This window comes from Lysinibacillus sp. SGAir0095 (assembly GCF_005491425.1).
GTDB lineage: Bacteria > Bacillota > Bacilli > Bacillales_A > Planococcaceae > Ureibacillus.
On the sequence record NZ_CP028083.1, the window covers coordinates 1,550,867 to 1,575,196 of the forward strand.

The window sequence follows — 24,330 nt, forward strand, 5'->3', positions numbered from 1 at the left end:
AATAGCCCGTCTATAAGACAATCCGAATCTCGAACAGGATGGAAGAGTCGAATAGATAGAGTCTATAAGAAAATCCGAATCTCGAACAGGATGGAAGAGTCGAATAGATAGAGTCTATAAGACAATCCGAAGCTCGAATAGGCTGGAAAAGTCGAATAGAAAGAGTCTATAAGACAATCCGAAGCTCGAACAGGCTGGAAGATTCGAATTAAACCTGTCTATAGGACAAACCAAATCAAGATTAGAATCCAAGTGTCTAAAAGAACATCTCTTTAGTACAAACCCAAGCTCAAACAGTACTCCAACAGAACTGATTTATTGGACGAATCCAGCTCAAATAGAATGAAAAGTCGAAATAGAACCCTGTTTTACTAGAAGCAAACGTCCAATTGTCTCGTATTATCTCGTCAATCTCTCAAAAAACTATCTAATTCTTAAGCTAAAGAGTCATAATTTATTATTCTTTTCATATAATATAATGTTTCTAGATTTTACTTTTCAATAAAATTCTAGTAAACCCCTATTTTAACTACTGCAGAGCTTAACTGCAGTAGTCTTTTTTGGCGAAAAGGCTATTTTGGTTTTGGCAAATTACGACTCTCAATCGGATTTTTGCTCATGCTTTATAGTCAAGTTCAGATGTAGGAGTTATCAAGAAAATTGAAATTGTTGCACCCTAGTAAAAAAATTAAAAGCTCAGAACCTTGAATAAAATCGGCTGAGCTTTTTTGTGAGTCAATTTTTAATTGGTTGGCCAAAGCTTACTTTACAAGTCCGTTCTGAAAGGCATAGACTACTGCTTGCGTACGGTCCTGAACATCCAGCTTGGCTAAAATATTGCTGACATGCGTTTTTACTGTCTTTAAGGCAATGAATAATTCATCGGCGATATCCTGGTTCGCTTTTCCTTGGGCGACCAATAGAAGCACTTCCATTTCACGTTCGGTAAGCTGTTCGTGCAGTTGGACGTTGGCATTACCTCTCATTCGGGTAATCATTTTTGTTGTTACTTCTGGCTCCAGTACGGTTTCACCGTTAATCGTTTTACGGATGGCTTCAGCAATTTGCTTTGCGTTTGATGTCTTTAGTATGTAGCTGACTGCCCCAGCCTCAAGAGCCGGATAGACTTTATCGTCATCAAGGAAACTCGTTACCATCATAATTTTAGCGTTCGGCCATTGCTGTAAAATTTGCGCGGTTGCTTCTGCTCCAGTCATGATCGGCATGACATTGTCCATCAAGATTATATCGGGTTTGAGCTCCAGCGCTTTTTCAACTGCTTGCTGGCCATTAGCGGCTTCTCCCACGACTGTCATATCGGCCTGTGCAGAAAGGTAAGCGGAAACCCCAATCCGTACCATTTCATGATCATCTGCAATTAAAATTCTTATCATTTCTTCACCTCTTTTTTAGGTCTTCCACGTGATCCCAAACATAGTTAAGTAATCAAAACTCCTGCCTAAGTGATCAAACCGGATACCAAGTGATCACATATCGGCTAAGTGATCTAAATTTGCTCCAAATGATCCTATCAATCACGTATGTGATCCATCAATCACCTAAGTGATCACAACGCAAGCTATCCAATTAAAATCTTCAACCATCTACTCAGTTGCCTCTTCTTTTTTTTCAAGCTCAACTACGTCACTTCTTTTAGAAAGACTAGCGGCTTCGTCGACCTTGTTTCCCAGCGGAACCTTTACCTCAACAATTGTTCCTTCGCCAGGAACAGAGACGATTTTGTAGGAGCAACCGATCTCAACAGCACGTTCGGCGATATTTCGTAATCCGTATGAAGTGGATTTATCGTCTTCAATATTAAAGCCTTCACCGTTATCTTGGATTCGTAAAATGCCTACGTTGTCTCGGGCAATTAGCAGTAATTCTACTTCTGAAGCCTTTGCATGCCGTAAAGTATTCGAAAGGGCTTCTTGGGCAATGCGGAATAAATGGTCTTCTTCCGCTTTAGACAGTTCAATTTCTTCGATACGATAATCGATATTGAAATAAACCTTCTGCTGCAGTTCTTGAATCAGATCCGTCAAGCCCTGTGCTAAAGTGTTATTTCTTAAGGCAATCGGACGTAAATGAAGCAATAAAGCACGCATTTCGAGTTGAGCTTGCTGAACAATTTTTTCCACTTGCTGTAATGTAGGTTTCGATGTCCCGAGCGCATCTTCCTGCTCAGTTACGGCAGATAATAACATGGACGCGGCAAAAAGCTGCTGGGATACGGAGTCATGTAATTCACGAGCCAAGCGTTGCCGTTCAGCGATAATTCGCTCCTGAATAAGCTTGTCATTTGCTTCCGCTTTTTCATTTGTCATACGCTGTAAGCTTTTACGCTGTGTTTCGATTAAATCATTCGCTTGGATTAAAGCTTTTTTCAAAGTAAACGAAACATTTTTCTTTTTCAATGTAAAGTCTGGTTCCACTAATTGCTTCACATAGCGTGTTGCTGAAGTTTCTCTCGATCTTGCTACAGAACTCATCCACATACTAATGACAAAGCTAAGAACAGCGATAGTGATGAAAATAATTGCAAGTACAGGGAGTTCATCAAATTCGGTTTTAAATAAAAATCCCCAGTCCTCATCTGTCGGTGATCCTAAAAAGATATAGGTGAATCCAAATGCAATGCTACTGAATAACAAAAATAATGTTACCATTCGAAATAGAAATGAAATCATTTACGGATCACCTCCACGTCCCCGAGCCAAGTTGCTACATGGATAACCAATTTACGCTTTGCATCTTGAGCTTCTCCATCCTCAAAAATTAGTTTTTCATTGATTAATCGTTTAGGATTCTTTCCTAAAATTTTTGCTTCTCCTAGGATTGTTGAATATTGAATACGAAACGGAATTTCATAAGGCAACACGATTGTCACTTTCCCGATGGATTGGCGAATTGTAATGACAGAAGTGCCAGCAGGCAAAATTGTATCAGTTAAATCAAGAGAAACATCGCCAATAAATTTTTGCATGTGGATGTCTTCCCATTTGTAATTATCCAGTGGGGAGGAGGTATTACCGACGAGTTCATTTTTCTCTAATTTTACTTCAAGCTCTTGTGTATTGAAGTTCACAACTTTCTGCTCTTTTGTTACGTGTTTATAAAGTATGTAAATTAAAACCCCAACAATTAGTAGGCGTAAGCTCCAAATGGATAAAATTGCAATGAAGATGAGGAAACAACCACTCCAAAATAAATATTTCTTACTTTTGGAAAAGCTATAATATAGAAGAATTGCCCCAATGATTATTAAAAAGGTGCTGTCGTTCCCGAAAATTGTGAGCTCCACGAACACAATTAAAAGGATTGCGATGACGATGAATGTTAATTGGTTCGTATTAAATCTGTTCAAAGCGGTTCCTCCTTTTCCTCTTGTTGTAAGAAGCTTTTCTACATAACAAAAATCTTAGGAGAAGACCCATTTGCCTTCTCCTAACAATTGTCATTATAGCATGATTCATCGATTACGCAGATGAATTTCTTTGGCAGTTGATAAAAACTTAAGCTTGTGTTTCTTCTTTTTTCATTTCAATGCTCACTGTTACTGGGTTTGCCTTTTCCAAACTAGCAAGACGAGCTTCTAGCTGAGTTCTTTCATAATCTTTTTCAATTTTATCGGCTAAAGTTTCGATATAGGATGATAAATCATCGAATTCTGATTCATCCTTTGATTTTAGGACTTCATCCATTTTATGATGAGCACGTGTAACATTTTCTTTTCCCATCAGTTGAAGCTGACGAACTTTCATATCTTTAATTTTGTGTTTCATTGTTTCGAACTTTTGCTCGAGCTCTACAAATTCTTTATTGCACTCTTCAATAGAATTTAATAAAGTATACTGACGAGTTTTGTAAGATTCAACCTCTTGGGAAGCAAATCCTACTAGATCTATTTCATTTGCCTGTTGGGCTAACTCAAGTTGTTTCGTTCTTTTTTCAAGCATAGCAGTAGTTTCTTTTAATTCACTCTGAAGCTGTTCCTTTAACTGTGCTTGACGCTGAAGTAATTTGCCAGTTTGCTCTGTTTGTTTTTCCGCCTCGCGAATATATTGATTTAACATTGCAAGTGGATTTTTACTTTCCTTTTTATCGAATAATTGGTGTAAATCTGCCTCTATTGTGTATCGAAATCTTTTTAATAAACCTACCATTTAATATCTCTCCTTAAATTTAATTTTGGCGGATAAGCTGAAAGTATAAAACTTTCTTATTCCCATAAGTACAACAAAAGCTAACCGCAATAATTCTTGGCAATTAGCCAAGTTTTCTATTTTGTTAGTTTTGCCCATTCTGTTTCAAAATTCGTAAATGGATCGTCTTCTTTAAGTACTTTTGCTCCTCTGAATGAAACTTCTTCATTGTTCCATTTTTTATATAGAAGATAGATGGTAAAGATTGCAGCAAGACCAATGATGGCAGGGACGTTTGAGATCGCTGTCAAAATTCCAATCAAGCCAAGTGCAACCCAAAATACTTTGCCAAATCCCGAGTTTGACTTCACATAATAGTGCATACCTAAGTAAATAAGTAATGCAGAGAACGCAAACCCAACTAACGGTCCCAACATGCTAAGGGCAACAATTGCTGCGATAGCGCCTACAACTAATAAGAATAATTTTTTCATTTTTTCTAGCTCCTTTCGTGATACTGATATCGAATTAGGTTTTTTCGGATATCAGTATAAGAAAAGACATCGATTTTCTCCCATCTCAGGGGCCAAATCGTGTTTTTCTAATACCTTTATGTTACTCTTCCAACCAATTTCTTAAAACGGACTCGAATTGCATTTTTCACTAGGTCTCAGGACTGAGTAAGTCTAGGTAAAGTGAACGAATTGTAAGTTTCACTGAATTTTGACAAAAAAAGTAGTAGAGCTCGGACACCTTTTGACAAAAAATTCGAAATCTTTCTTTTATAATGTGGTTATAGAGAGGAGGACGAGAAATGAGAATATATTCAATCTTTCATATAAAAAAACAGTATCAGTCTTTTGTATTTGGTAGAGAAAGACAGCTTCTAGAAATGGTAGTGACAAAAGGGCAAGCTCTCGAGTCCTCTGTTAGCAAGCAGCTAAGCTATCTCTGCGAACCAATTGAAGGAAGAATGGTACAGGGCGTACTGTATGATCATTTAAAGAAAAGTTTTCCAACTATCCAATGGGTGGATGAATATATGAGATTTGAACATCAATTTAAAGGTGGTTTGAAAATAAAGGTATGCAAGTATCATATAGAAGCAATTTGTGAAGGCTCCAGGATGTTGGATTTAGACTTGTTCCATAGCCTTAGTCAAATGAACGATTCTTTCATTGCATTTAATGCAGAGGATTCCGAATGTGGTTGGTTGAAGCCTATAAAGCATGCTTCCTACTAGAGAGAGCTTCGTGTGAAATTGCCTACTCTAATAGAAAAAAACTACTGAATAACTAGTAACAATGTAGTTATTAGTGTATAATCCTTCATGGAGAGTTTATCTTTGTATAGTTTTGGCGATTACTGCGTTTATAAAGTAATACATAAAAACATATAAAGTAGGATTCGGGTATCAAGGATAGTGGAGGAGGTAGGCACAAATGGATTTATGGCTTGCAATTGTACTTATCATCGTAGCATTAGCAGGGGGAGTAGCATTAGGCTTCTACTTTGCACGTCAATATATGATGAAATACTTAAAAGAAAACCCACCAATCAACGAACAAATGATTCGTGTGATGATGGCTCAAATGGGACGTAAACCGTCTGAGAAACAAGTGCGTCAAATGATGTCGCAAATGAATAAATTACAAGATAAATAATTGTAATCTAACAACAGTTTGCTTTCGTAAAACTGTTGTTTTGCATTTTAAAGCCTTGCAAAAACGAAACCGTCTCAGTGATTTTTGAGACGGCTTTTTTAGCATTAAGATATTTCCTTTTCATCTAGTGGGAATTTATTTGTTATTGGGCCCATATCATCCAGTGGAATTTCACTCACGGCACTTACAATCCCGTGTAGAGGTGTTTCAACCGTTTCGCTTTTCTTTTTATATACATAGTTCTCAATAAATTCTAAAACGGTTTTTTCGTATTCAACTGCGTTTTCATTAAACGATTCGGCATGGCCGCCTTTTTCGAATAGTTTAATCATTTTCGGGCCTTCTTTTTCTTCGTACATTTCCTCGGTCATATAAGGAAGGATGAAGTCATCTCCCATGCTATGGATAAATAATACAGGTGATGTGATGTTCTTCACTGCTTCTTTTGGTGTGACGCTTTTAAATGTGTAGCCATCCCGTAATCGAAGGAAAAAATTGGCTAAATGAATGGGGATTTTTGTTCGAAGATATTTCGTTTTCATCATAATTTGGGTGATGAGCTCTGAAAAATTTGAGAAGCCACAGTCTGCAATGTAAAAGTCTGCACCATCTTCTATTAGACCAGCATATAATATCATGCTTGCTGCACCCATAGATTCGCCTTGAATCCCGATAATGGCTTCTTCTCCAACAATTGATTTTACAGTTTGTACGACAGCTGCTAAATCAAACTTTTCATAGTAGCCATAGCTTGTTGTTTTCCCGCCGGAGTCTCCATGACGTCTGTGATCGAAAACAAAGGTGTTGTACCCAAGTCTTTCAAACATTCGTGCATATTTGACCATGCTTATTTTATTTTCGGTAACACCGTGACAAATGATAATTGTATTCTTTGTTTCAAGCGGTTTTAAAAGTATACCCTTTATTGGATAGCCATTGGGAGAATCAATACTTAGTTCTTCCTTGGGACATTTGTTAAACCATTTTTCATCAAAACGTTGTGCTTTTAATTCACGATCATAGATAAAATCAACATCTTTCTTTTTAATGTACATAAGTTGATTGGTCACAACATATCCGAAGATCGCGGCACCCGTAGAGAGAATGGTTGTAACAATACTTGAAGCCCATAAAAAATTTTTTCGTTTCATAAAAACACCTCAATTCATATATAGTATTTTACAAAGCTGCGACACTATTCGCCAATATGTTAATTGTATCACTATCGTTCGAATTTTTAGTGTGATTCCGCTTGAAGGCTTATCAGGATTGGTGTCTTTGGTGGAAAAATGACAATGAACATATCGAAGGCTCTTTATAAGTGAAGACTCGACAATTATCTATTACCCCAAAATATGGAGATGAAAAAATAGAAATATTTTTAGATAAATCTACTCTAAGGAAGTGGAAAGAAAGGGAAAGTGCGTTTATTATAATTTATTTTAATTTTTTATATTGTGTTCATGCATATTTAGTTTATTTTACGAAAAAGTAGCATGGATGCAGTTGGGTTAAACGTACGTTCGTGGGGCAATTCATGACTTGCTTTGTCCATTATTGAGGAATAATTAAAAATCTGAGGAGACAAACTAAAGGAGAAATTTGTTTTTTGAGGTAATTAAAGTTGGATAATAGAAACTTTAAAATATGCAATTTTTGCCTGAGGTGCATAAAAAAATGCATATAACAAATAGGGCCTCCACTGATGGAAGCCCTATTTGATAACTTAATCTTTATTGTATTGTATATCCTCCATCCAACACGACTGCTTGGCCGGTCATCCCTTTGGATGCATCGCTCGCGATAAAGAGGGCAAGGTCGGCAATCTCCGAGACATCCAGTAGACGTTTTTGTGGCACAAGTGGGTAAATAACTTCCTCAAGCACTTTTTCTAGTGGCACGTTTCGCGTTATGGCTAAGTCTTGTAGCTGGTTGCGTACAAGCGGTGTGTCGACATAGCCTGGGCAAATGGCATTGACTGTGATACCATCTGTAGCCGTTTCAAGTGCCGCTACTTTAGTTAAGCCAATCACGCCATGTTTAGCCGAATTGTAGGCGGCTTTACCAGCAAAACCGATTACCCCGTTAATGGAAGCCATGTTAATAATGCGACCAAAGTTTTGTTTGCGCATAACGGGTAATGCATGCTTGATTGCTATGAACGGTGCTGTTAACATGATTTTTATTAACAGCTCAAAGCGATCAGTCGGAAAGTCATCTATCATGGCAACATACTGCATGCCTGCATTGTTGATCAATATATCAAGACGACCGAACCTTTCAATTGTAGCTTGAATGACGCTTTGGATTTCCTCTTCATGAGTGACATCACACTTTAATCCAATTGCATTTTCACCAAGCGAAAGTGCCGCTTCTTTTACTTTTTCTTCATTAATATCAGTTAATACTAGTTTTGCGCCATTGCTATAAAAGGATTTGGCAAGTTCGAAACCAATTCCTTGTGCAGCCCCTGTAATGAGAACCACTTTATTTTGAACCATTTTAAAAACCTCCTAAAAGAGGAGACGCAAAGTGAATTACGTCTCACTCTCAAGCTTTAAATACCTAAACCTAAAGAGAATAAAATAATCGCGATAGCTACGCCGATTAATGGTGTGGCAACAGTTGTTGCTGCGACAGACCAATAAGCATCTTTATGTTTTTCGCCGCAGACGGATTGGATTGTTGTTACAACATATCCATTATGCGGTAAAGAGTCGAGTGCCCCTGAAGAAATCGCTACAACTCGGTGAAGTGCCTCTTGGTTAACCCCTGCATCCACATAGCCAGGTGCTAATAATGGCAAGGCGATTAACTGACCACCGGAAGCAGAACCAGTCATTCCGGCAATCACTGAAACAGCTACTGCAGCACCGATTAATGGAGAACCTGGAATGTTAGCCATTGCTTCAACTGCTACGTTAAAAGCTGGTACTGCTTTTGCTACACCACCAAAACCTACAACGGCCGCTGTATTTCCAATTGCAATAATTGCACCAATCGTTCCTTCAGAAACTGCACCCCAAGCGTTTTTGAAGTATTTCCAGCTAACGATAAATGTGGCAATAATACCGCCCAGTAAAGCCAGAATTAAAGCGGATTGCTTAAGTGAATCATGGAAAATAAATGAAATGACTAATACTACCACTAGAGGTATGAATGCCATTAATGGATTTGGTAATGCACGTTTTGTATCAAATGATGGATCTGTTTCACGAGAGACAAAACGCTCTCCTTTATCCACAGCTTTTTTGATAATACGTTTTAACCACCAATAACCAAAGACAGCCATAAATACCGCAACGAGTGCACTAACTTCCCATCCTGCATATGGAGTTGTGTCTAGATAATCCATAGGAATCCAGTTTTGAATTTCTGGAGAACCAGCAGAAGTCATGGTAAAAGTAACTGAACCTAAAGCCAAAGTTGCCGGTATAAAGCGGCGCGGTAAATCTGCTTGCTTGAACAATGAAATAGCCATTGGATATACAGCGAATGCTACAACGAATAGTGAAACGCCTCCGTAAGTTAAAATTGCACAGGCAATCACAATCGCTAAAGTTGCGTATTTCATCCCCAATTTATCTACCACAAATTTTGCGACGGCATCGGCAGCACCACTATCTTCCATTACTTTGCCGAAAACTGCACCAAGCAGGAACATCAAATACCACGACATGATGAAACCTGTAAAGCCTGTCATATAGTTTGAAACAAAGTTAGCTGCTCCTTCTTCAGCAAGCTGTGGAAATAATGGCATCCCTGATAATACCGCCACAAATAGGGCAGATAATGGCCCAACAATAATAATGTTCATCCCTCTAAGTGTTAACAAAATAAGTAAAATAAGACCACCAATAAGACCGATCATACTTAAAACTACATTTCCATCCATCCCCATATACCCCCTTTAAAAATTAAATTGATACATTCTCCAAAACATTCTCTAAAATTAAATTTGCCTCAGTCGATTGCACAACCTCGTCAATTGTAAATCCTTCAAACACTTCCTTTAATACTAAGCCCCTTGGTGTCACTTCAATTAACGCTCTTTCTGTGATAATTTGATGAACCACACCCTTTCCAGTTAAAGGTAATGAACACTCACTTTTTATTTTCGCAGAACCATCTTTTGATACGTGCTCCATGATGACAATGACTTTTTTCGCGCCGTGGACTAAATCCATTGCACCACCCATGCCTTTAATCATTTTGCCTGGAATCATCCAATTCGCTAAATCGCCTTTTTCAGAAACTTCCATACCGCCTAAAATTGCGACATCAATATGCCCTCCACGAATCATTGCAAAGCTTTCCGCACTTGTGAAGAACGCAGCACCAGGTATCGTTGTTACAGTTTCTTTCCCAGCATTTATTAGATCTGGGTCCACCTCAGCCTCGGTCGGGTAGGGGCCAATGCCAAGTAACCCGTTTTCGGATTGTAGGATGACTGATTTATTTGGCGATATATGATTCGCTACCAACGTAGGCATCCCGATCCCCAGGTTGACGTAATCACCATCTTGAATTTCTTTTTCAGCGCGAATAGCAATGCGGTCTCTTATTGATAATGTCATGTCTAGTCCTCCTTAACCATTAAGTACTGTTAATCGTTCAATTCGTTTTTCTTGGTGTGCCTGCAGTAGCCCTTGCACGTAAATGCTTGGTGTTTGTACTTCGTTTGGATTAATGCTGCCAACTTCAACAATTTCCTCTACTTCAGCAATCGTAAATTTTCCAGCTGCCGCCATCATCGGGTTAAAGTTTTGAGCCGTCTTGTTGTAGATCAAATTCCCGACAAAATCTGCTTTTGCTGCTCGGATTAAAGCGAAATCTGCTACTAATGCAGTTTCTAATACGTATTCTTTGTCATTGAAAGTACGAATTTCTTTTCCATCAGCTACGATTGTTCCCACGCCAGCTGGTGTATAGAAGGCGGGAATACCAGCGCCACCTGCACGAATTCGTTCAGCAAGTGTTCCTTGTGGGGTTAATTCGACTTCAATTTCTCCAGCAAGAACTTGACGCTCGAACTCTTTGTTTTCTCCCACATAGGAGCCAATCATTTTACGAATCTGTTTATTTTTTAATAGCAAACCTAATCCCCAGTCATCGACACCACAGTTATTTGAAATAATGGTTAAGTCCTTAACTCCTTTTTTGACTAAAGCAAGTATCAATTGCTCCGGGATACCGACTAAGCCGAAACCTCCGACCATTATGGTAGATCCGTCTTGAATGCTCTTAACTGCTTCTTCTGCAGAAGTGAATAATTGTTTCATCGATTACATCCTCCTTTTAAAATACAAAACTAAGAAAAAATAGGTATGAAAACGCTATAATTTGTATTAAAGCAGAATGGAATATTCTATGCAATAGGGTGTGTCAAAAATGTGACAACCAGAGTGGCAGGGGTTTTCCGGAAAATCGGAATTTTTAAAGTGAATTTATTGAAGAGAGTGGAATTTAATGGGATTAAAAAATCCGAAATCCCGGATAAGTGTCCAGAATATCGGATTTTAGGTCATAAGTTGTGTTTTTTAATTTTTTCATAAAGAGTAGAACGACTAATACCTAGTTTTTGCGCAATCTTCATTTTATCCTTTTCGTTGTCTAGGTGTTCTTGTAAAATTTGTCCTTCCACCTGAAAGAGCATTTCTTCCAAGGTGCTTGTGCTTCTTGAGAATGTAGTTTTCTGACGGCGAATATGTAAAGGAAGGACATCAATGGAAATTTGATCACCTTCAGCTAAATGGATAATTGCCTGCATGACATTCTGCAGTTCTCTAACATTCCCTGGCCAATCGTATTGTTGTAAACTCCACCAAGCTTTTCGATCGATTTTTATGCCGCGGCGACCTGCCTCAACACTATATTTACTTAAAAAAGTCTGAATCAGCTCGGATAAATCCTCTATGCGATCCCGGAGAGGGGGGACTTGTAGAGTAATAGCTTGAATTTTGTAAAATAAATCTTCGCGAAAATGTTTGCTTTTTACCATTTCTGCAAGCGAAACGTTCGAGCTCAAGATAAAACGTACATCGACTGAAATTTCTTCGTCTGTCCCTAGAGGTTGTACTTTTTGATCTTGCAATGCTTTCAGTAACTTTGCCTGTAATGTAATGGGTAATTCATTGACTTCCTCTATGAAAAGCGTGCCACCCTCAGCACGTTGAATACGTCCTTTCTTAACATCTTGATTTACCTCCCATTTCCCAAAGAGCTCTTCTTCGAGCAATTCTTTCGGGATGGTGGAGCAGTTCATTTTAACAAAATAGTTTTCTGCTCGATTCGATAAACCATGAATGCTTTGTGCAAACATTTCTTTCCCTGTCCCGATTTCACCCTCGATTAAAACGGGCAATTTAGTGGGGGCGATGGTTGTAATAGTTTCTTTGATTTTCCGAATCGTTAAAGAACTGCCTTTAATATCCGCTAAGTTATAAAAGGATTCTGTGTATTGGTTTATATTGGTCTCGATTTGGTCCATTGTTTTTCGTACATGTGAACTTAGCTTTTTCCAATCACTCATATCACGGAAGATGACACTCCCGAATGCACCGATGATTTCGCCATCTACAACAATAGGCACTCGGTTAGCAAGCATATAAGTACCCTTGATGTAATGTGGTGCAGCGATTTCAGCAGTGCCTCGCTCCATCACTAAATGCATTTCACTATTTTCAATGACATCGGCAACATGTTTTCCAATGGCTTCTTCACGACTTACTTCAAGGAAATGACAATATTCATCGTTTATATAAATAATCTTCGCATCCCGATCGACAACAACGAACCATTGAAAGGCCGTTTCCAAAATCTGAGAGATCACATTTGTCGAAAGCAGCTTCAACCAATTCTCCATTTTTACACCTCTTCTCTAAGTTTCTCATTTTAACTATTTTACACATAAAAATGCTCAAATTAGTAGAGTAGGGTAAAATTAAATGAAAGGCTTCGGTTTTAATATGTCTAGATGGTAGTGCTAGACTTCTGGTGATTGGAAATTATTAGTAAGGAGTAAGGAGTTCGTAGTTATTACTATTGAAGTATTCCATTGACGGATATCGTGTTTTACAAAAAATCGTGTTAAACTAAATTGAGAAATTCGATCATTCAAGTAGGTGACTAAACATGGGGAAAAAGAAAAAACAAGGTCAAAAACCAGTGGAGCAAGCTTCTTCTCAATCACGAAAAAATGAGGATTCGTTAACATTGCAAGATCAATTAAACGGCGATATTCTTGCCAAATTAAAGGCAGCTAAGAAAAGCCTGGTTGAAGAAGAGCAAGCAAAAGAGGAAGAACGACAAGCTCGATTAGTTTTCGAACGCAAACAGCGTGAAAAGAATATGAGCTTTGAAGAATTATTAGACAAATATGGTGATCAAGGCTCGAAGTTTTAGAGTGGGGTAGCACTCCTGTGGTACGGTTTAAGTCATTTTGACACTCCACCCGGGTCTTGGTCGTTTTCCCAGCTTTTAAAATTCTATGGAAAAACAAGAAAACAGCACTCAGAGATGGGTGCTGTTTTCTTAAAAAACGCTATTTTATTCTATTCATTACATACGTGAAGATCACCAGGATGAACCAAATTGGCGTTAGCAATAAAGCGGAACGCGTTTCTTCGGAAATAAACATGATAATGAGGATAGCTACAAACAGTGCTAACACAACATAGTTGATGAAAGGAGTCAAAGGTGCCTTAAATGTTGATCTTTTATGTAAATTTGGACGATATTTCTTGTAACGAATATGGGAGATTAAAATAATGCTCCATACCCAGATGAAGCAGATCGCACTAATCGTTGTCACTATACTGAAAGCAGAGTCAGGAATCGCATAGCTTAGCAATGCACCGATTGATACTACTATTGTAGAAACAAAAAGGGCATTTGCCGGAACTGCATTTTTATTTAATTTCCCAAATGATTTTGCACCTTGCTTATTTTTACTTAAGTTGAACATAATTCGACTCGTCGAAAATAAACCGCTATTACCAGCTGAGGCTGCTGAGGTTAACACAACAAAGTTAATGATTCCCGCGGCAATTGGAATACCAACAAGTGCAAATACCTGTACAAATGGACTGTTTTCTGCGCTTAAAACTGTCCATGGATTAATACATAAAATGACAAATAAAGCACCAACGTAGAACAGTAAAATTCGCACAGGAATCTTATTGATGGCAGATGGAATATTTTTTCTTGGATTAGCGGTTTCAGCAGCTGATACACCGACTAATTCAACTCCTACAAAGGAAAAGACGACCATTTGGAAGGAGAATAAAAATCCTGATATGCCGTTAGGGAAGATGCCACCATATTCCCATAGGTTTCTTACCGACACAACGCCGGACTCTGTTTCAAATCCAATCATTAATAGAACAATCCCGATGACGATAAGAGCGATAATGGTGATGATTTTTATTAAGGCAAACCAAAATTCTAATTCACCAAAAAGCTTTACAGTTAATAAATTCAAACCTAGTAAAATAACTAAACATGCTATAGCTGGCATCCACTGAGGAATATCAAACCAATATTTTACATAGTGGCCAACAGCTATAATGTCGGCCATGGCCGTCATAATCCAACAGAACCAGTAAGTCCAACCAGTTACATAACCAGCCCAAGGACCAACATAGTCTGATGCAAAATCAGTAAAAGACTGATAGCCTGAGTTTGAGAGAAGTAACTCTCCAAGAGCTCGCATGACGAAAAATACTGCCGTTCCGATAATCAAGTAAACAAACAGTATGGAAGGTCCAGCTTTTTCTATCGCCGCACCAGATCCTAAGAATAGTCCAGTACCAATCGTTCCACCGATGGCAATTAATTGAACGTGCCGGTTTTTTAAGTCTCTTTTTAATTCACGATGTTCCATATATATGCCCCCTGATAGTAAGCGGCCTGCTTTTGTTTTAAGTTGGGAGGGGATACGAGGCTATAAACTAGTATAATGCTGACACTTTTGAGTTTATTCCCGACACTTTAGTAAAAAATCTCGACAGTATCAGCAATATTCTCGGACAGAATTTAATAGACCGACTTTTTCCATATTATCTGTCAATCCGATAAACCATTTGTTGAATTGTAGCCTAAATCCGCCTAACCAATTATTAAAACTAGCAACAATACCTGAAAATAAAAAATGAGATAGGAAGCATTCCTATCTCATGACGTAAAAAATAACAAAAAGAAAATAGCAAAAACTATGATTCCATTAATGACTATATGACAAAAAATAGAATGATCTGTTTTTCTAAGTTGAAGTTGTTACTTTTCTGTACTTTTGCCTGAGATTGTGAACCCTTCGGCGTCGCAAACAGCGATCTCTCCAGAAATTGCTCCTGCTATAGTCATCCCATAGCAATCACCGCTATAAAATTTTTCACTTTAGAACACTTTTCTCATAAAAGTAAAAAAACGTTCTTTAAATAAGTGACCAGCAGTTAATCGGATTTTGCGTCTGTTAATCTGCTAATATGTGTCATTATATCAAAAAAATGATTCAAGTCTATGGATTTATGAAAAATAAAATTGTTATGAAAAATGACAGAAAATGATAGTGATCAAAAAAGAGAACATAACATCGAAATGTTACATTCTCTATTCACTCGCACTATTTGGACTTAATGAGGGTCTTCTTATTTTTTGATAGAGAACAAATCCAATCTTAAAGACAATGATAAAAGTGATTGCTCCTGATGTATCAAGGATGACATCATCAAAAATACCCGTTCTGCCAACAACAAAGGTTTGACGAAATTCATCTAGTGAAGCTACCACAAAAGTCGTAAGGATTGCAAAGACAACAGCAAACTTTACTTTAAACTTGCGATACATCAAGTAAAACAAAATTGCAATGAATCCATAGCCGACAAAATGCAATCCTTTTCGAACTAAGAATTCAATGAAATAATAATAGCCGCGAGTTTCGACTGAGATGGTTTGCCCCCAATAAGTTACTTCAATTTTGCTTAATAAGTTATAGAAAGGTTGATCTCCCAACGTTTCCTTTAATGTAGGTACAATTGTTTGCTGTTCGTAGGTCATACTTGAAACACAAAATAATAAAACTAAAACGGTAATGAGCAAGAAAATATATTTTTTCATCGGTGCTCGGTATAAATTTCTTTCTTCGTAATTTGTTCGATTGGTGTGAAGTCATGAATAGCTTGTGATTTTTCGTATGCCTTTAAATTTTCTAGTAATTGTTGCATTGAGCTTGCTCCAATAACAGTGGAGGCAATAACTGGATGACTTAAATTATACGCAAGGCTTAAAGCGTGAATATCCTCATAGCAAATCTGCAGGCTATTGAGTGTTTCTATTAATTGTTCTTTTGAATAAGTTAAGTAGCCATTCGAACTTTCTACACGTTTTTGCCATTCGTTTGTTAAAAGTCCTTTAGCAATGGAGCCACGTGTGACCACGGAAGCATTCGTGTCTGAAATTTCATCAAACCATTCTTCTGAGCGTCGGTCTAATAGACTGTATTGCATCATATTGGAGATACCATGACTTCGTTCTAAAAAGGATCTAAATACATTGGGTCTAATAGACGAAATGCCGTATTCTCGAATATAGCCTTCTTTTTTCAACTGTTCAAAGGTTGAAATAATTTCATCCCAAGGATCATCAATAGTCCCGCCATGTAGTTGATAGACATCGATATAATCCGTTTGGAGACGCTTTAAGCTCATCTTAAGAGCATTTTCGATGTGTGATGGGGAAGGGTCCCAATGCCAGCCATCTTCACCAGGCTCCCAACGGTTTCCAACTTTCGTAGCAAGGACTATATCGTGTCGATGCGGTTTTAATAGTTCTCCCACGATTTCTTCATTTATCCCTTTATCGTAAAGGTCTGCTGTATCAAAATAGTTAACCCCAGACTCAAGAGCTGTTTCAACAATTGGTTTTGCATCCGTTAATGATGTTGGAAGAGACATGCAGCCTAAACTAATCTCCGAAATTTCAATTTCGCTTTTTCCAAGTTTTCTTTTTTTCATTTCACAACCCTCTTTCCTTCAAAGCAATTCATCATTAATGGTACAATGAAAACAATAAATACGACAAGTGAGGGCATTTGAAATGAATAAATTTGAGGAAAAATCACTACGTTCTAATCCGATATATAAGGGTAAAGTTATTTCATTGAAGGTTGATGATGTATTGTTGCCGAATGGGAAAGAATCGAAAAGGGAAATTGTTAACCATCCTGGAGCAGTTGCCATCATTTCTATTACAGCTGAGGGTAAGCTTATTCTTGTTGAACAATATCGAAAAGCTCTTGAAAGATCGATTATTGAAATTCCAGCTGGGAAATTAGAGCCCGGTGAGAGTCCAGCGCTTACTGCAAGACGAGAATTAGAAGAAGAAACAGGCTATGGATGTCATGAGCTTCAATATTTACAAACCTTCGCAACATCTCCCGGTTTTGCAGATGAAGTGATTCATTTGTTTGTTGCGAAAGATTTATATAAAATAGAGGAAAAAGCTGATCTCGATGAGGATGAATTTGTAGAACTATTAGAAGTGACTATAGAAGCAGCAGAAGAAATGGTAAAAGAGCAAAGAATTTTTGATGCAAAAACAGCTTTTGCTGTACTTTGGTTAAAAGCCAATCAGTAAAAAATTGATTTTTTATAACCATAAGGAAATATAAGATTTACGGCAAAAAATGATAGATTTTACGAAAAATCTGAACTAGTTTAAGAGTAATAATGATAGAGAACGAGCATAAGATGTATCATCGAAAGGAGAATGCTTATGTTTCGTTCGGTCTTATTTATCCAATATGCTATTATTCTTGCAATTAGCTTTGTCAGTGGTGTTATCTGTTTTCAAGTTTTTCCATTGGACAAGTCCATGAAATTAATAAGCTATATTGATCCAAGAGTGCTTGATATTACAGATATTTCAGTTTGGGGAACAATTCTTCCGCTAATTGCTTGGATGGTCTTGGTGTTGTTTTTTGCAACCCATCCTTATTTACACGTGTTAGCGAAGTTAGTTGTTGGTATAAAAATTACATTCTTTGGCTTTAGTTCCGTGTTTCTGTTAACGCAACAAGAATCTTTGCTTGTTTATAGTGTCTGGTGGTTTCCATTTCAATTAATTTATTGTTTCCTTCTTTTTATGCTTTGTTCTGTTTACTCAGCAAAAAAAGTCGGTCCCAATAAGAAATTCGTCTTTTCTCAAAGACTATTTGTAACACTTTTGATTGCATTATCTGTCATTTGTGTGGGTGAAATTGTGTCAATTTCGTATATTCTGCCTCGACTTTAACGTGTACCATAAGCCATTTTCTAGTATTTATTATCATATATGGATGCTTTTAGTGAACGAAAATGCTCGTTAGTGTATTTCGATGAATAATTCATCCCTCTCTTGTAATAGCTTTTACTCATTTGTTATAATAGAATGAGTTTAGGAGGGCGTCGTATGGAAAGCCGTATTGATCGTATAAAAAAGCAATTGCATAGTGCTGGCTATAAACTGACGCCACAGCGTGAAGCGACAGTTGCAGTGCTATTAGAACATGAAGAAGACCATTTAAGTGCTGAAGATGTCTATTTATTAGTAAAAGATAAAGCACCAGAAATCGGGCTGGCAACAGTTTATCGAACTTTGGAATTATTAACTGAGTTGAAGATTGTCGATAAAATTAATTTTGGCGATGGCGTATCCCGTTATGACCTTCGACAAGAAGGGGCAAAGCACTTCCATCATCACCTAGTCTGTATTGAATGTGGAGCAGTAGACGAAATTCAAGAGGATCTGCTTGAAGATGTAGAAGGTATTGTCGAAAAACGTTGGAACTTTATAATCAAAGACCACCGTCTGACATTCCATGGCATTTGCCACAGATGTCATGATAAAACAGAAGAAAACTGATAAAAGGATGTACAATTCGTATCTATGAGCCGAATGTACATCCTTTTATTTTGTGTGAATTGTGTGTGTACCAGGTACACACACAATTCACATTATTCGTACTATTCAAAATCGTTCCTGTACCTGGTCCCGATGAACGATTGCTTGTAGACGATTCCAAAAAAAATTATAGTAAAGGTAGAAGGATAGGTGATTGTTATGAAAGATGCAAAAGAAGCGATTTTAGATTATCTTCATTTTTTACAGGTAGAACGTCAGTTGTCAACAAACACGTTATCATCTTATCGCCGTGATCTTGAAGGTTATATCGAGCATTTACATAAAGAGCTAGGTTTATCAACTTTAAAAGAAATTGAACGTACACATATTTTACTTCGTCTTGAGGCATTAAGAACTGGAGGGATATCTGCTAGAACGATTGCCCGTCATATTTCCTCGATTCGGTCTTTCCACCAATTTTTATTGCGTGAAAAACTAACAGATACTGATCCAACCATCCATTTGGAGATGCCCCAAATCGAACAAAAGCTGCCAAAGGTATTATCTATCGAAGAAATTGATTTGTTAATTGCAGCACCCAATCGCAATAAGCCACAGGGTGTGAGGGATGTAGCGATGCTGGAACTGTTATACGGTACAGGTATGCGCATCAGCGAGCTCATCGGACTAAATCTTGAGGATGTTCATTTAACAATGGGATTTGTTCGCATATTCGGTAAAGGTGGGAAGGAACGAATTGTTCCACTAGGAAAAAGTGCGGTTTTGGCAATAGATGCCTATTTACAAAATGCGCGCTCAAAACTACAGGGAACTTACCCAAAATCGGAAGCTTTTTTTATTAATCAGCGAGGAAAACGTTTAACAAGACAGGGATGTTGGAAATTATTAAAAGAGCATGCTGCAAAAGCGGAAATTAAAAAAGAAATTACTCCACATACATTAAGACATAGTTTTGCGACACATTTGATTGAAAATGGTGCAGATTTACGTGCTGTACAGGAAATGCTAGGGCATGCGGATATTTCGACAACTCAAATCTATACACATATTAGTAAATCGAGGCTTTCAGAAGTTTATAAGCAATTTCATCCTAGGGCTTAAAAAAGGAAGTCAAGCTTATTCAATTGTTTAGGTAATTGGATTTTAGCAAAATGGAAAAATATATTTGTAAGATGTCTGACCTTTGTTTAATATATAAGGTGTGGAAATTTAATTGAAGACGTTCATAAGAAGCTTTTATTTAATGAATAGTTGTTGAACTGAACTTATTGGGGATAGGAGTTGGCAAAATACTCCCCATCCCTTTAGGCCTGAGTTAGTTGAAAGAGGAGGACATATTTATGAAACCGTTTAAAAAAATACATGTAGTTGTAATGGACTCTGTTGGTATTGGTGAAGCCCCTGATGCTCAAAAATTTGGAGACGAAGGTGCAGATACTCTTGGTCACATTGCTGAAGAAATGAAAGGGCTAACAATGCCAAATATGGGGTCTTTAGGACTTTCAAATATTCGTGAATTAAAGGGCATTGAAAAAGCCACTCAACCAATAGGCTACTACGGCATGATGCAAGAAGCTTCTGTTGGGAAGGATACGATGACGGGTCATTGGGAAATCATGGGCTTAAATATCGACAAACCATTTAAAGTATATCCAGAGGGATTCCCAGCTGAACTAATAGAAAAGTTAGAAGAAAAAATCGGACGTAAAGTGATTGGAAATATCCCGGCAAGCGGTACAGGAATAATTGATGAATTAGGACCGGAGCACATGGAAACAGGGGCAATTATCGTATACACATCTGCTGATCCAGTGCTTCAAATTGCAGCACATGAAGAAATCATACCGCTGGAAGAGCTATACAAAATTTGTGAAATTGCACGTGAACTTACCCTTGAACCTGAATTCTTGGTAGGTCGAGTTATTGCCCGCCCATTTGTTGGAACACCGGGTAACTTTACTCGTACTTCGAACCGTCATGACTACGCACTTAAGCCATTTGGTCGTACAACAATGAACGAATTACAGGATGCCAACCTTGATGTGATTGCTATTGGGAAAATTTCAGATATTTTCAACGGTGAAGGGGTTACAGAAAGTATCCGTACGAAAGATAATACAGATGGAATGGATAAATTAGCACAAGTAGTTCGACGCGATTTCCAGGGTATCAGTTTCTTAAATCTTGTAGATTTTGATGCAAACTTTGGGCACCGCCGTGATCCACTTGGCTACGGGGAAGCTTTAGAGGAGTTTGACCGTCGTTTGCCTGAAGTATTAAATGCTTTAAATGAAGATGATTTATTAATCATTACAGCGGACCACGGAAATGATCCGACTTTCCCTGGAACAGATCATACACGTGAATATGTACCGTTAATTGTATATTCACCTCGATTCGAAATGGTGAGCGAGCTGCCTTTACGTAAAACTTTTGCAGATATCGCCGCTACAATTGCTGACAACTTTAAAGTCGAAGCACCACAATTTGGCACAAGTTTCTTATCAAATTTAAAGTAGGGGGCACATTCAAATGAGAATGGTCGATATTATTGAAAAAAAACGTAATGGGGAAGAGCTAACAACTGAAGAAATTGGGTTCTTTATTCAAGGCTATACGGAAGGCTCAATTCCTGATTATCAAGTAAGCAGCTTAATGATGGCTATTTATTTCCAGGATATGAACAATCGTGAAAGAGCAGATCTAACAATGGCAATGGTCGAGTCAGGCGATCAAATCGATTTATCTGGAATTGAAGGCATTAAAGTAGATAAACACTCTACTGGCGGTGTTGGCGATACAACTACTCTTTCTTTAGCAGCGATGGTTGCGGCATGTGGTGTACCAGTTGCTAAAATGAGTGGGCGCGGACTTGGCCATACAGGTGGAACGATCGATAAGTTGGAAGCTATTCAGGGCTTCCATGTGGAATTAACGACTGAACAATTTATGAAACAGGTAAATGATATCGGTACAGCCGTTGTCGGTCAAAGTGGTAATCTAACACCAGCTGATAAGAAGCTATATGCTTTACGTGATGTTACTGGAACTGTAGCGAGTATTCCATTGATCGCAAGTTCGATTATGTCTAAAAAAATTGCAGCTGGAGCAGATGCAATCGTACTGGATGTGAAAACGGGCGATGGTGCATTTATGAAATCTTTTGAAGATGCACAAAGCTTGGCTCATGCAATGGTTCAGATTGGAAACAATGTAGGAAGAAATACAATGGCCATTATCTCAGATATGAGTCAGCCACTAGGCTTTGCAATTGGGAACGCTTTAGAGGTAAAAGAAGCGATTGATACTTTAAATGGTCAAGGCCCTGAAGATTTAATGGAATTATGTTATACGCTTGGATCTCAAATGGTCGTACTTGGTGGTAAAGCAAATACGATTGAAGAAGCACGAAAACTGCTTCAAGAAGTGATTGCAAACGGCCAAGCACTAGAAGTATTTAAGAAATTCATCGTAGCGCAAGGAGGAGATGCTTCAGTTGTTGATAACCCATCTTTATTGCCTAAAGCAAAATATCAAATTGAACTGCCAGCACTCGAATCGGGGTATGTTGCAAAGATAGAAGCCGATGATGTAGGTGTTGCCGCAATGCTGTTGGGTGCAGGACGTGCAACGAAAGAATCAACAATTGACTTATCAGTTGGTCTTGTCCTACAGAAAAAAGTAGGGGATCAAATTGAAGAGGGTGAATCTCTCGTAACGATTCACACAAATACCGAAGATATCTCAGAAGTAAAAGAAAAGTTATATCAACATATTTTAATTTCAAAAGAAAAAGTAGAAGCGCCATCATTAATCAAACAAGTCATCACAAATTAATGATTTGATCTACAAATGAAGGCTAACTCCTTTGGGAAGAAAGTTAGTAGCATAACTGTGCTGCTAACTTTTTTTGGTTGTGATGCTTTTTTATTCATTGATGTTCTTGGATTGTAGGTGGTGTCTCAAAACTAGTTCTATTTGCATTAAAGTGCCTCATCACCCTATGGATATCACAACTATCAACCCGCCTCCCCAAATCACATTATCCTTCGAATAAATATGAAAATAATCTCAAAAGACACTTCTTCCTCCTGAGAGGACTACATAATTCAAGTAATACAATCACCCAAACTGAGCATCCACTTAAATGTATAATTCTTCATTCATTTGGCCAAATTGGCTTCATGTGATTTTTATGCCTGTATTAGAAGAAATCGTATTGAATCGGCAACTGTCATAGCATCAAAAAGCCACAATAAGGATTTGCTGTAACAAAAGATGGGGTCGCAGCCAATTTTTACGTTTAAAAAGCAATTTTTTTAACCATACTTAATTTTGGTAGAGCAATGCTTTTTTGAAAAAGAAAAAGTAATGCTTTCTTATTTACGTTGAAGCAGCTGAGGCTAATTGTTACAAAATCAGACAATCAGCTAAGTTCCTTTAAATTTATTAGTACAACACCTTGAATTCCACTGAAAGCTTGCGAGATATACCTCCATTTAGCATCTAGAAAGAGCGTACTTATTAGCCGAACGAAGCCGATTGTAACATCTGGTGAAAAAGATTAATCAAATATCAATCGATACTGCTTTTCAATTTTGTCGTATTTTCGCTAGTTTCAGCGAAATTCTTCTAGTCTTGTCAATGAAGAAGGAGATGACAAGGAAATGTGGAATTTAGCTTTCTTAAGAGGAGGCGAATTAACAATATGAACTACGAAATTAATATGCACTTAAATGATATTGCAGTCATCAGACTCTTTGGTGAACTGGATCACCATGAAACAGAAAAAATTCGCACGCATATTTCTAAGACGATTTTACAGGGAAATTTGAGTACGATTATTTGGAATCTAGAAAGACTGAACTTTATGGATAGCTCCGGGATAGGGTTAATATTAGGGCGTATGCGGGAGTTAAGTACAGTTAATGGACAAACCATTATCTTGAATCCATCAAATACAATGAAAAAAATCTTTCAATTTTCGGGGCTCGCTTCTTTCATGATGGAGGGAACAGAAGCAGATGCAATTTTACACGCAAGGGGGATTGTGAATGGATAACGAAATGACACTTTCATTTGTAGCAGTAAGTGAAAATGAAAGTTTGGCGAGAATGGCAATTACTAGTTTTGTTGCTCAACTTGACCCAACCATTGACGAGCTTTCAGAATTTAAAACAATCGTTTCAGAAGCTGTATCCAATGCAATTATTCACGGATATGACGAAGATGGTAAAGGAATCGTTACTGTTCATGCAGTGAGAGATGGAGATTTAGTATCAGTCGCTGTGAAAGACAACGGAAAAGGTATTTTTGATGTAAAAAAAGCGATGGAGCCATTATTTACATCAAAGGCTGAAATGGAACGTTCCGGGATGGGCTTTACGATTATGGAAAGCTTTGCAGACAATCTGCAAGTTGAATCAGAGCCAAATGTTGGAACTGTGATTACCTTTTCAAAAAAATTTTATTCGGTAAAGATGCCTCAAATCTCATAGTGTAGCTTTTTAACTAAGCAAATAGTCGTCACTTAAATGGTGTATAACAGCTTATTGGTTTAAACAATTGCAATGAACTATCAATTTTATGTGGACGCAAATACGGTGGTATTTGATAGAAGT

25 protein-coding genes and 1 riboswitch are annotated in these 24,330 nt (G+C 37.7%); of the genes, 11 read left to right on the plus strand and 14 right to left on the minus strand.

The genetic code is table 11. From position 1 onward, the window contains the following. Positions 1–761 precede the first annotated feature (761 nt). The 5 genes from C1N55_RS07645 to C1N55_RS07665 all read right to left on the minus strand — a co-directional run bounded on the left by C1N55_RS07645 (position 762) and on the right by C1N55_RS07665 (position 4,639). The gene (locus C1N55_RS07645) at positions 762–1,394 is read right to left on the minus strand and encodes a response regulator transcription factor (protein WP_137728265.1); all 633 of its coding nucleotides are present in this window, start codon (positions 1,392–1,394) and stop codon (positions 762–764) included. Positions 1,395–1,604: 210 nt separating this feature from the next. Further along, positions 1,605–2,690: a sensor histidine kinase gene (locus C1N55_RS07650; protein ID WP_137728266.1), complete on the minus strand. Its 1,086-nt coding sequence runs from the start codon at positions 2,688–2,690 to the stop codon at positions 1,605–1,607. Then, positions 2,687–3,367 carry a cell wall-active antibiotics response protein LiaF gene (gene liaF / locus C1N55_RS07655; protein WP_137728267.1) on the minus strand — a complete coding sequence of 227 codons (681 nt, stop codon included), beginning with the start codon at positions 3,365–3,367 and terminating at the stop codon, positions 2,687–2,689. Before liaF ends, C1N55_RS07650 begins: the two co-directional genes overlap by 4 nt. A gap of 148 nt (positions 3,368–3,515) precedes the next feature. After that, the gene (locus tag C1N55_RS07660) at positions 3,516–4,166 is read right to left on the minus strand and encodes a PspA/IM30 family protein (RefSeq protein WP_137728268.1); all 651 of its coding nucleotides are present in this window, start codon (positions 4,164–4,166) and stop codon (positions 3,516–3,518) included. Between the two features lie 116 nt (positions 4,167–4,282). After that, complete coding sequence (locus C1N55_RS07665) at positions 4,283–4,639, minus strand: lmo0954 family membrane protein (RefSeq protein ID WP_137728269.1); 357 nt, start codon at positions 4,637–4,639, stop codon at positions 4,283–4,285. Positions 4,640–4,959: 320 nt separating this feature from the next. Here C1N55_RS07665 and sirA point away from each other — a divergent pair, with 320 nt between their 5' ends. Both sirA and C1N55_RS07675 read left to right on the plus strand, forming a co-directional pair. Next, positions 4,960–5,388, plus strand: coding sequence for a sporulation inhibitor of replication protein SirA (gene sirA, locus C1N55_RS07670; protein WP_137728270.1), 429 nt, complete (start codon positions 4,960–4,962; stop codon positions 5,386–5,388). A 199-nt stretch (positions 5,389–5,587) separates the two neighbouring features. Continuing rightward, a complete protein-coding gene (locus tag C1N55_RS07675; RefSeq protein ID WP_137728271.1) occupies positions 5,588–5,809 on the plus strand; it encodes a YneF family protein in 222 nt (73 codons plus the stop codon). 104 nt (positions 5,810–5,913) lie between these two features. On the opposite strand, the gene C1N55_RS07680 is transcribed toward C1N55_RS07675, so the two are convergent. The 6 genes from C1N55_RS07680 to C1N55_RS07705 form a co-directional block, all read right to left on the minus strand. Next, positions 5,914–6,960, minus strand: a complete 1,047-nt coding sequence (locus C1N55_RS07680) for an alpha/beta hydrolase (protein WP_137728272.1) — start codon at positions 6,958–6,960, stop codon at positions 5,914–5,916. 582 nt (positions 6,961–7,542) lie between these two features. Next, positions 7,543–8,310, minus strand: coding sequence for a 3-hydroxybutyrate dehydrogenase (locus tag C1N55_RS07685; protein WP_137728273.1), 768 nt, complete (start codon positions 8,308–8,310; stop codon positions 7,543–7,545). Between the two features lie 56 nt (positions 8,311–8,366). Continuing rightward, entirely contained in the window at positions 8,367–9,704 is a 1,338-nt protein-coding gene (locus tag C1N55_RS07690) for a GntP family permease (protein WP_137728274.1), read from the minus strand. A 22-nt stretch (positions 9,705–9,726) separates the two neighbouring features. Further along, the gene (locus C1N55_RS07695; RefSeq protein WP_137728275.1) at positions 9,727–10,386 is read right to left on the minus strand and encodes a 3-oxoacid CoA-transferase subunit B; all 660 of its coding nucleotides are present in this window, start codon (positions 10,384–10,386) and stop codon (positions 9,727–9,729) included. 12 nt (positions 10,387–10,398) lie between these two features. After that, positions 10,399–11,091: a CoA transferase subunit A gene (locus C1N55_RS07700; RefSeq protein ID WP_137728276.1), complete on the minus strand. Its 693-nt coding sequence runs from the start codon at positions 11,089–11,091 to the stop codon at positions 10,399–10,401. A 242-nt stretch (positions 11,092–11,333) separates the two neighbouring features. Next, the gene (locus C1N55_RS07705) at positions 11,334–12,674 is read right to left on the minus strand and encodes a sigma-54 interaction domain-containing protein (protein ID WP_137728277.1); all 1,341 of its coding nucleotides are present in this window, start codon (positions 12,672–12,674) and stop codon (positions 11,334–11,336) included. Positions 12,675–12,943: 269 nt separating this feature from the next. Between C1N55_RS07705 and C1N55_RS07710 the strand changes: the two genes are divergently transcribed. Then, entirely contained in the window at positions 12,944–13,213 is a 270-nt protein-coding gene (locus C1N55_RS07710) for a YqkE family protein (RefSeq protein WP_137728278.1), read from the plus strand. A 139-nt stretch (positions 13,214–13,352) separates the two neighbouring features. Here the strand turns inward: C1N55_RS07710 and C1N55_RS07715 are convergent, their stop codons facing one another. The 3 genes from C1N55_RS07715 to C1N55_RS07725 all read right to left on the minus strand — a co-directional run bounded on the left by C1N55_RS07715 (position 13,353) and on the right by C1N55_RS07725 (position 16,821). Further along, a complete protein-coding gene (locus C1N55_RS07715) occupies positions 13,353–14,693 on the minus strand; it encodes an amino acid permease (protein WP_137728279.1) in 1,341 nt (446 codons plus the stop codon). 390 nt (positions 14,694–15,083) lie between these two features. Beyond that, a riboswitch (glycine riboswitch) is annotated at positions 15,084–15,160 on the minus strand. 258 nt (positions 15,161–15,418) lie between these two features. Beyond that, the gene (locus C1N55_RS07720) at positions 15,419–15,925 is read right to left on the minus strand and encodes a VanZ family protein (RefSeq protein WP_255502498.1); all 507 of its coding nucleotides are present in this window, start codon (positions 15,923–15,925) and stop codon (positions 15,419–15,421) included. After that, a complete protein-coding gene (locus C1N55_RS07725; RefSeq protein ID WP_137728280.1) occupies positions 15,922–16,821 on the minus strand; it encodes an aldo/keto reductase in 900 nt (299 codons plus the stop codon). The genes C1N55_RS07720 and C1N55_RS07725 overlap by 4 nt, the downstream gene beginning before the upstream one ends. Before the next feature lie 82 nt (positions 16,822–16,903). On the opposite strand from C1N55_RS07725, the gene C1N55_RS07730 reads away from it, so the two are divergent. The 8 genes from C1N55_RS07730 (at position 16,904) to spoIIAB (ending at position 24,207) form a co-directional block, all read left to right on the plus strand. Next, complete coding sequence (locus tag C1N55_RS07730) at positions 16,904–17,443, plus strand: NUDIX domain-containing protein (protein WP_137728281.1); 540 nt, start codon at positions 16,904–16,906, stop codon at positions 17,441–17,443. A 138-nt stretch (positions 17,444–17,581) separates the two neighbouring features. Continuing rightward, positions 17,582–18,100 (plus strand): hypothetical protein, encoded by a 519-nt coding sequence (locus C1N55_RS07735; RefSeq protein WP_137728282.1) that lies wholly within the window; start codon positions 17,582–17,584, stop codon positions 18,098–18,100. 156 nt (positions 18,101–18,256) lie between these two features. Beyond that, positions 18,257–18,709, plus strand: a complete 453-nt coding sequence (locus tag C1N55_RS07740) for a ferric iron uptake transcriptional regulator (protein ID WP_137728283.1) — start codon at positions 18,257–18,259, stop codon at positions 18,707–18,709. 198 nt (positions 18,710–18,907) lie between these two features. Beyond that, the gene (gene xerD / locus C1N55_RS07745) at positions 18,908–19,810 is read left to right on the plus strand and encodes a site-specific tyrosine recombinase XerD (RefSeq protein ID WP_137728284.1); all 903 of its coding nucleotides are present in this window, start codon (positions 18,908–18,910) and stop codon (positions 19,808–19,810) included. A 239-nt stretch (positions 19,811–20,049) separates the two neighbouring features. Then, positions 20,050–21,228: a phosphopentomutase gene (gene deoB / locus C1N55_RS07750; protein WP_137728285.1), complete on the plus strand. Its 1,179-nt coding sequence runs from the start codon at positions 20,050–20,052 to the stop codon at positions 21,226–21,228. Between the two features lie 13 nt (positions 21,229–21,241). Next, on the plus strand, positions 21,242–22,546 hold the full coding sequence (locus C1N55_RS07755) for a pyrimidine-nucleoside phosphorylase (RefSeq protein WP_137728286.1): 1,305 nt from the start codon (positions 21,242–21,244) through the stop codon (positions 22,544–22,546). Between the two features lie 871 nt (positions 22,547–23,417). Further along, positions 23,418–23,771 carry an STAS domain-containing protein gene (locus tag C1N55_RS07760; RefSeq protein ID WP_137728287.1) on the plus strand — a complete coding sequence of 118 codons (354 nt, stop codon included), beginning with the start codon at positions 23,418–23,420 and terminating at the stop codon, positions 23,769–23,771. After that, positions 23,764–24,207 (plus strand): anti-sigma F factor, encoded by a 444-nt coding sequence (gene spoIIAB / locus C1N55_RS07765; RefSeq protein ID WP_137728288.1) that lies wholly within the window; start codon positions 23,764–23,766, stop codon positions 24,205–24,207. The genes C1N55_RS07760 and spoIIAB overlap by 8 nt, the downstream gene beginning before the upstream one ends. Positions 24,208–24,330 lie beyond the last annotated feature (123 nt).

Coding starts and splice junctions, on each gene's coding strand:
- C1N55_RS07760 (WP_137728287.1), top strand. CDS start 23,418: ATGAACTACGAAATTAATATGCACTTAAATGATATTGCAGTCATCAGA.
- C1N55_RS07650 (WP_137728266.1), bottom strand. CDS start 2,690: ATGATTTCATTTCTATTTCGAATGGTAACATTATTTTTGTTATTCAGT.
- C1N55_RS07700 (WP_137728276.1), bottom strand. CDS start 11,091: ATGAAACAATTATTCACTTCTGCAGAAGAAGCAGTTAAGAGCATTCAA.
- C1N55_RS07715 (WP_137728279.1), bottom strand. CDS start 14,693: ATGGAACATCGTGAATTAAAAAGAGACTTAAAAAACCGGCACGTTCAA.
- C1N55_RS07645 (WP_137728265.1), bottom strand. CDS start 1,394: ATGATAAGAATTTTAATTGCAGATGATCATGAAATGGTACGGATTGGG.
- C1N55_RS07705 (WP_137728277.1), bottom strand. CDS start 12,674: ATGGAGAATTGGTTGAAGCTGCTTTCGACAAATGTGATCTCTCAGATT.
- C1N55_RS07735 (WP_137728282.1), top strand. CDS start 17,582: ATGTTTCGTTCGGTCTTATTTATCCAATATGCTATTATTCTTGCAATT.
- C1N55_RS07660 (WP_137728268.1), bottom strand. CDS start 4,166: ATGGTAGGTTTATTAAAAAGATTTCGATACACAATAGAGGCAGATTTA.
- C1N55_RS07740 (WP_137728283.1), top strand. CDS start 18,257: ATGGAAAGCCGTATTGATCGTATAAAAAAGCAATTGCATAGTGCTGGC.
- deoB (WP_137728285.1), top strand. CDS start 20,050: ATGAAACCGTTTAAAAAAATACATGTAGTTGTAATGGACTCTGTTGGT.
- C1N55_RS07720 (WP_255502498.1), bottom strand. CDS start 15,925: ATGAAAAAATATATTTTCTTGCTCATTACCGTTTTAGTTTTATTATTT.
- sirA (WP_137728270.1), top strand. CDS start 4,960: ATGAGAATATATTCAATCTTTCATATAAAAAAACAGTATCAGTCTTTT.
- C1N55_RS07710 (WP_137728278.1), top strand. CDS start 12,944: ATGGGGAAAAAGAAAAAACAAGGTCAAAAACCAGTGGAGCAAGCTTCT.
- C1N55_RS07665 (WP_137728269.1), bottom strand. CDS start 4,639: ATGAAAAAATTATTCTTATTAGTTGTAGGCGCTATCGCAGCAATTGTT.
- C1N55_RS07685 (WP_137728273.1), bottom strand. CDS start 8,310: ATGGTTCAAAATAAAGTGGTTCTCATTACAGGGGCTGCACAAGGAATT.
- C1N55_RS07730 (WP_137728281.1), top strand. CDS start 16,904: ATGAATAAATTTGAGGAAAAATCACTACGTTCTAATCCGATATATAAG.
- xerD (WP_137728284.1), top strand. CDS start 18,908: ATGAAAGATGCAAAAGAAGCGATTTTAGATTATCTTCATTTTTTACAG.
- spoIIAB (WP_137728288.1), top strand. CDS start 23,764: ATGGATAACGAAATGACACTTTCATTTGTAGCAGTAAGTGAAAATGAA.
- C1N55_RS07695 (WP_137728275.1), bottom strand. CDS start 10,386: ATGACATTATCAATAAGAGACCGCATTGCTATTCGCGCTGAAAAAGAA.
- C1N55_RS07680 (WP_137728272.1), bottom strand. CDS start 6,960: ATGAAACGAAAAAATTTTTTATGGGCTTCAAGTATTGTTACAACCATT.
- C1N55_RS07725 (WP_137728280.1), bottom strand. CDS start 16,821: ATGAAAAAAAGAAAACTTGGAAAAAGCGAAATTGAAATTTCGGAGATT.
- C1N55_RS07675 (WP_137728271.1), top strand. CDS start 5,588: ATGGATTTATGGCTTGCAATTGTACTTATCATCGTAGCATTAGCAGGG.
- C1N55_RS07755 (WP_137728286.1), top strand. CDS start 21,242: ATGAGAATGGTCGATATTATTGAAAAAAAACGTAATGGGGAAGAGCTA.
- C1N55_RS07690 (WP_137728274.1), bottom strand. CDS start 9,704: ATGGATGGAAATGTAGTTTTAAGTATGATCGGTCTTATTGGTGGTCTT.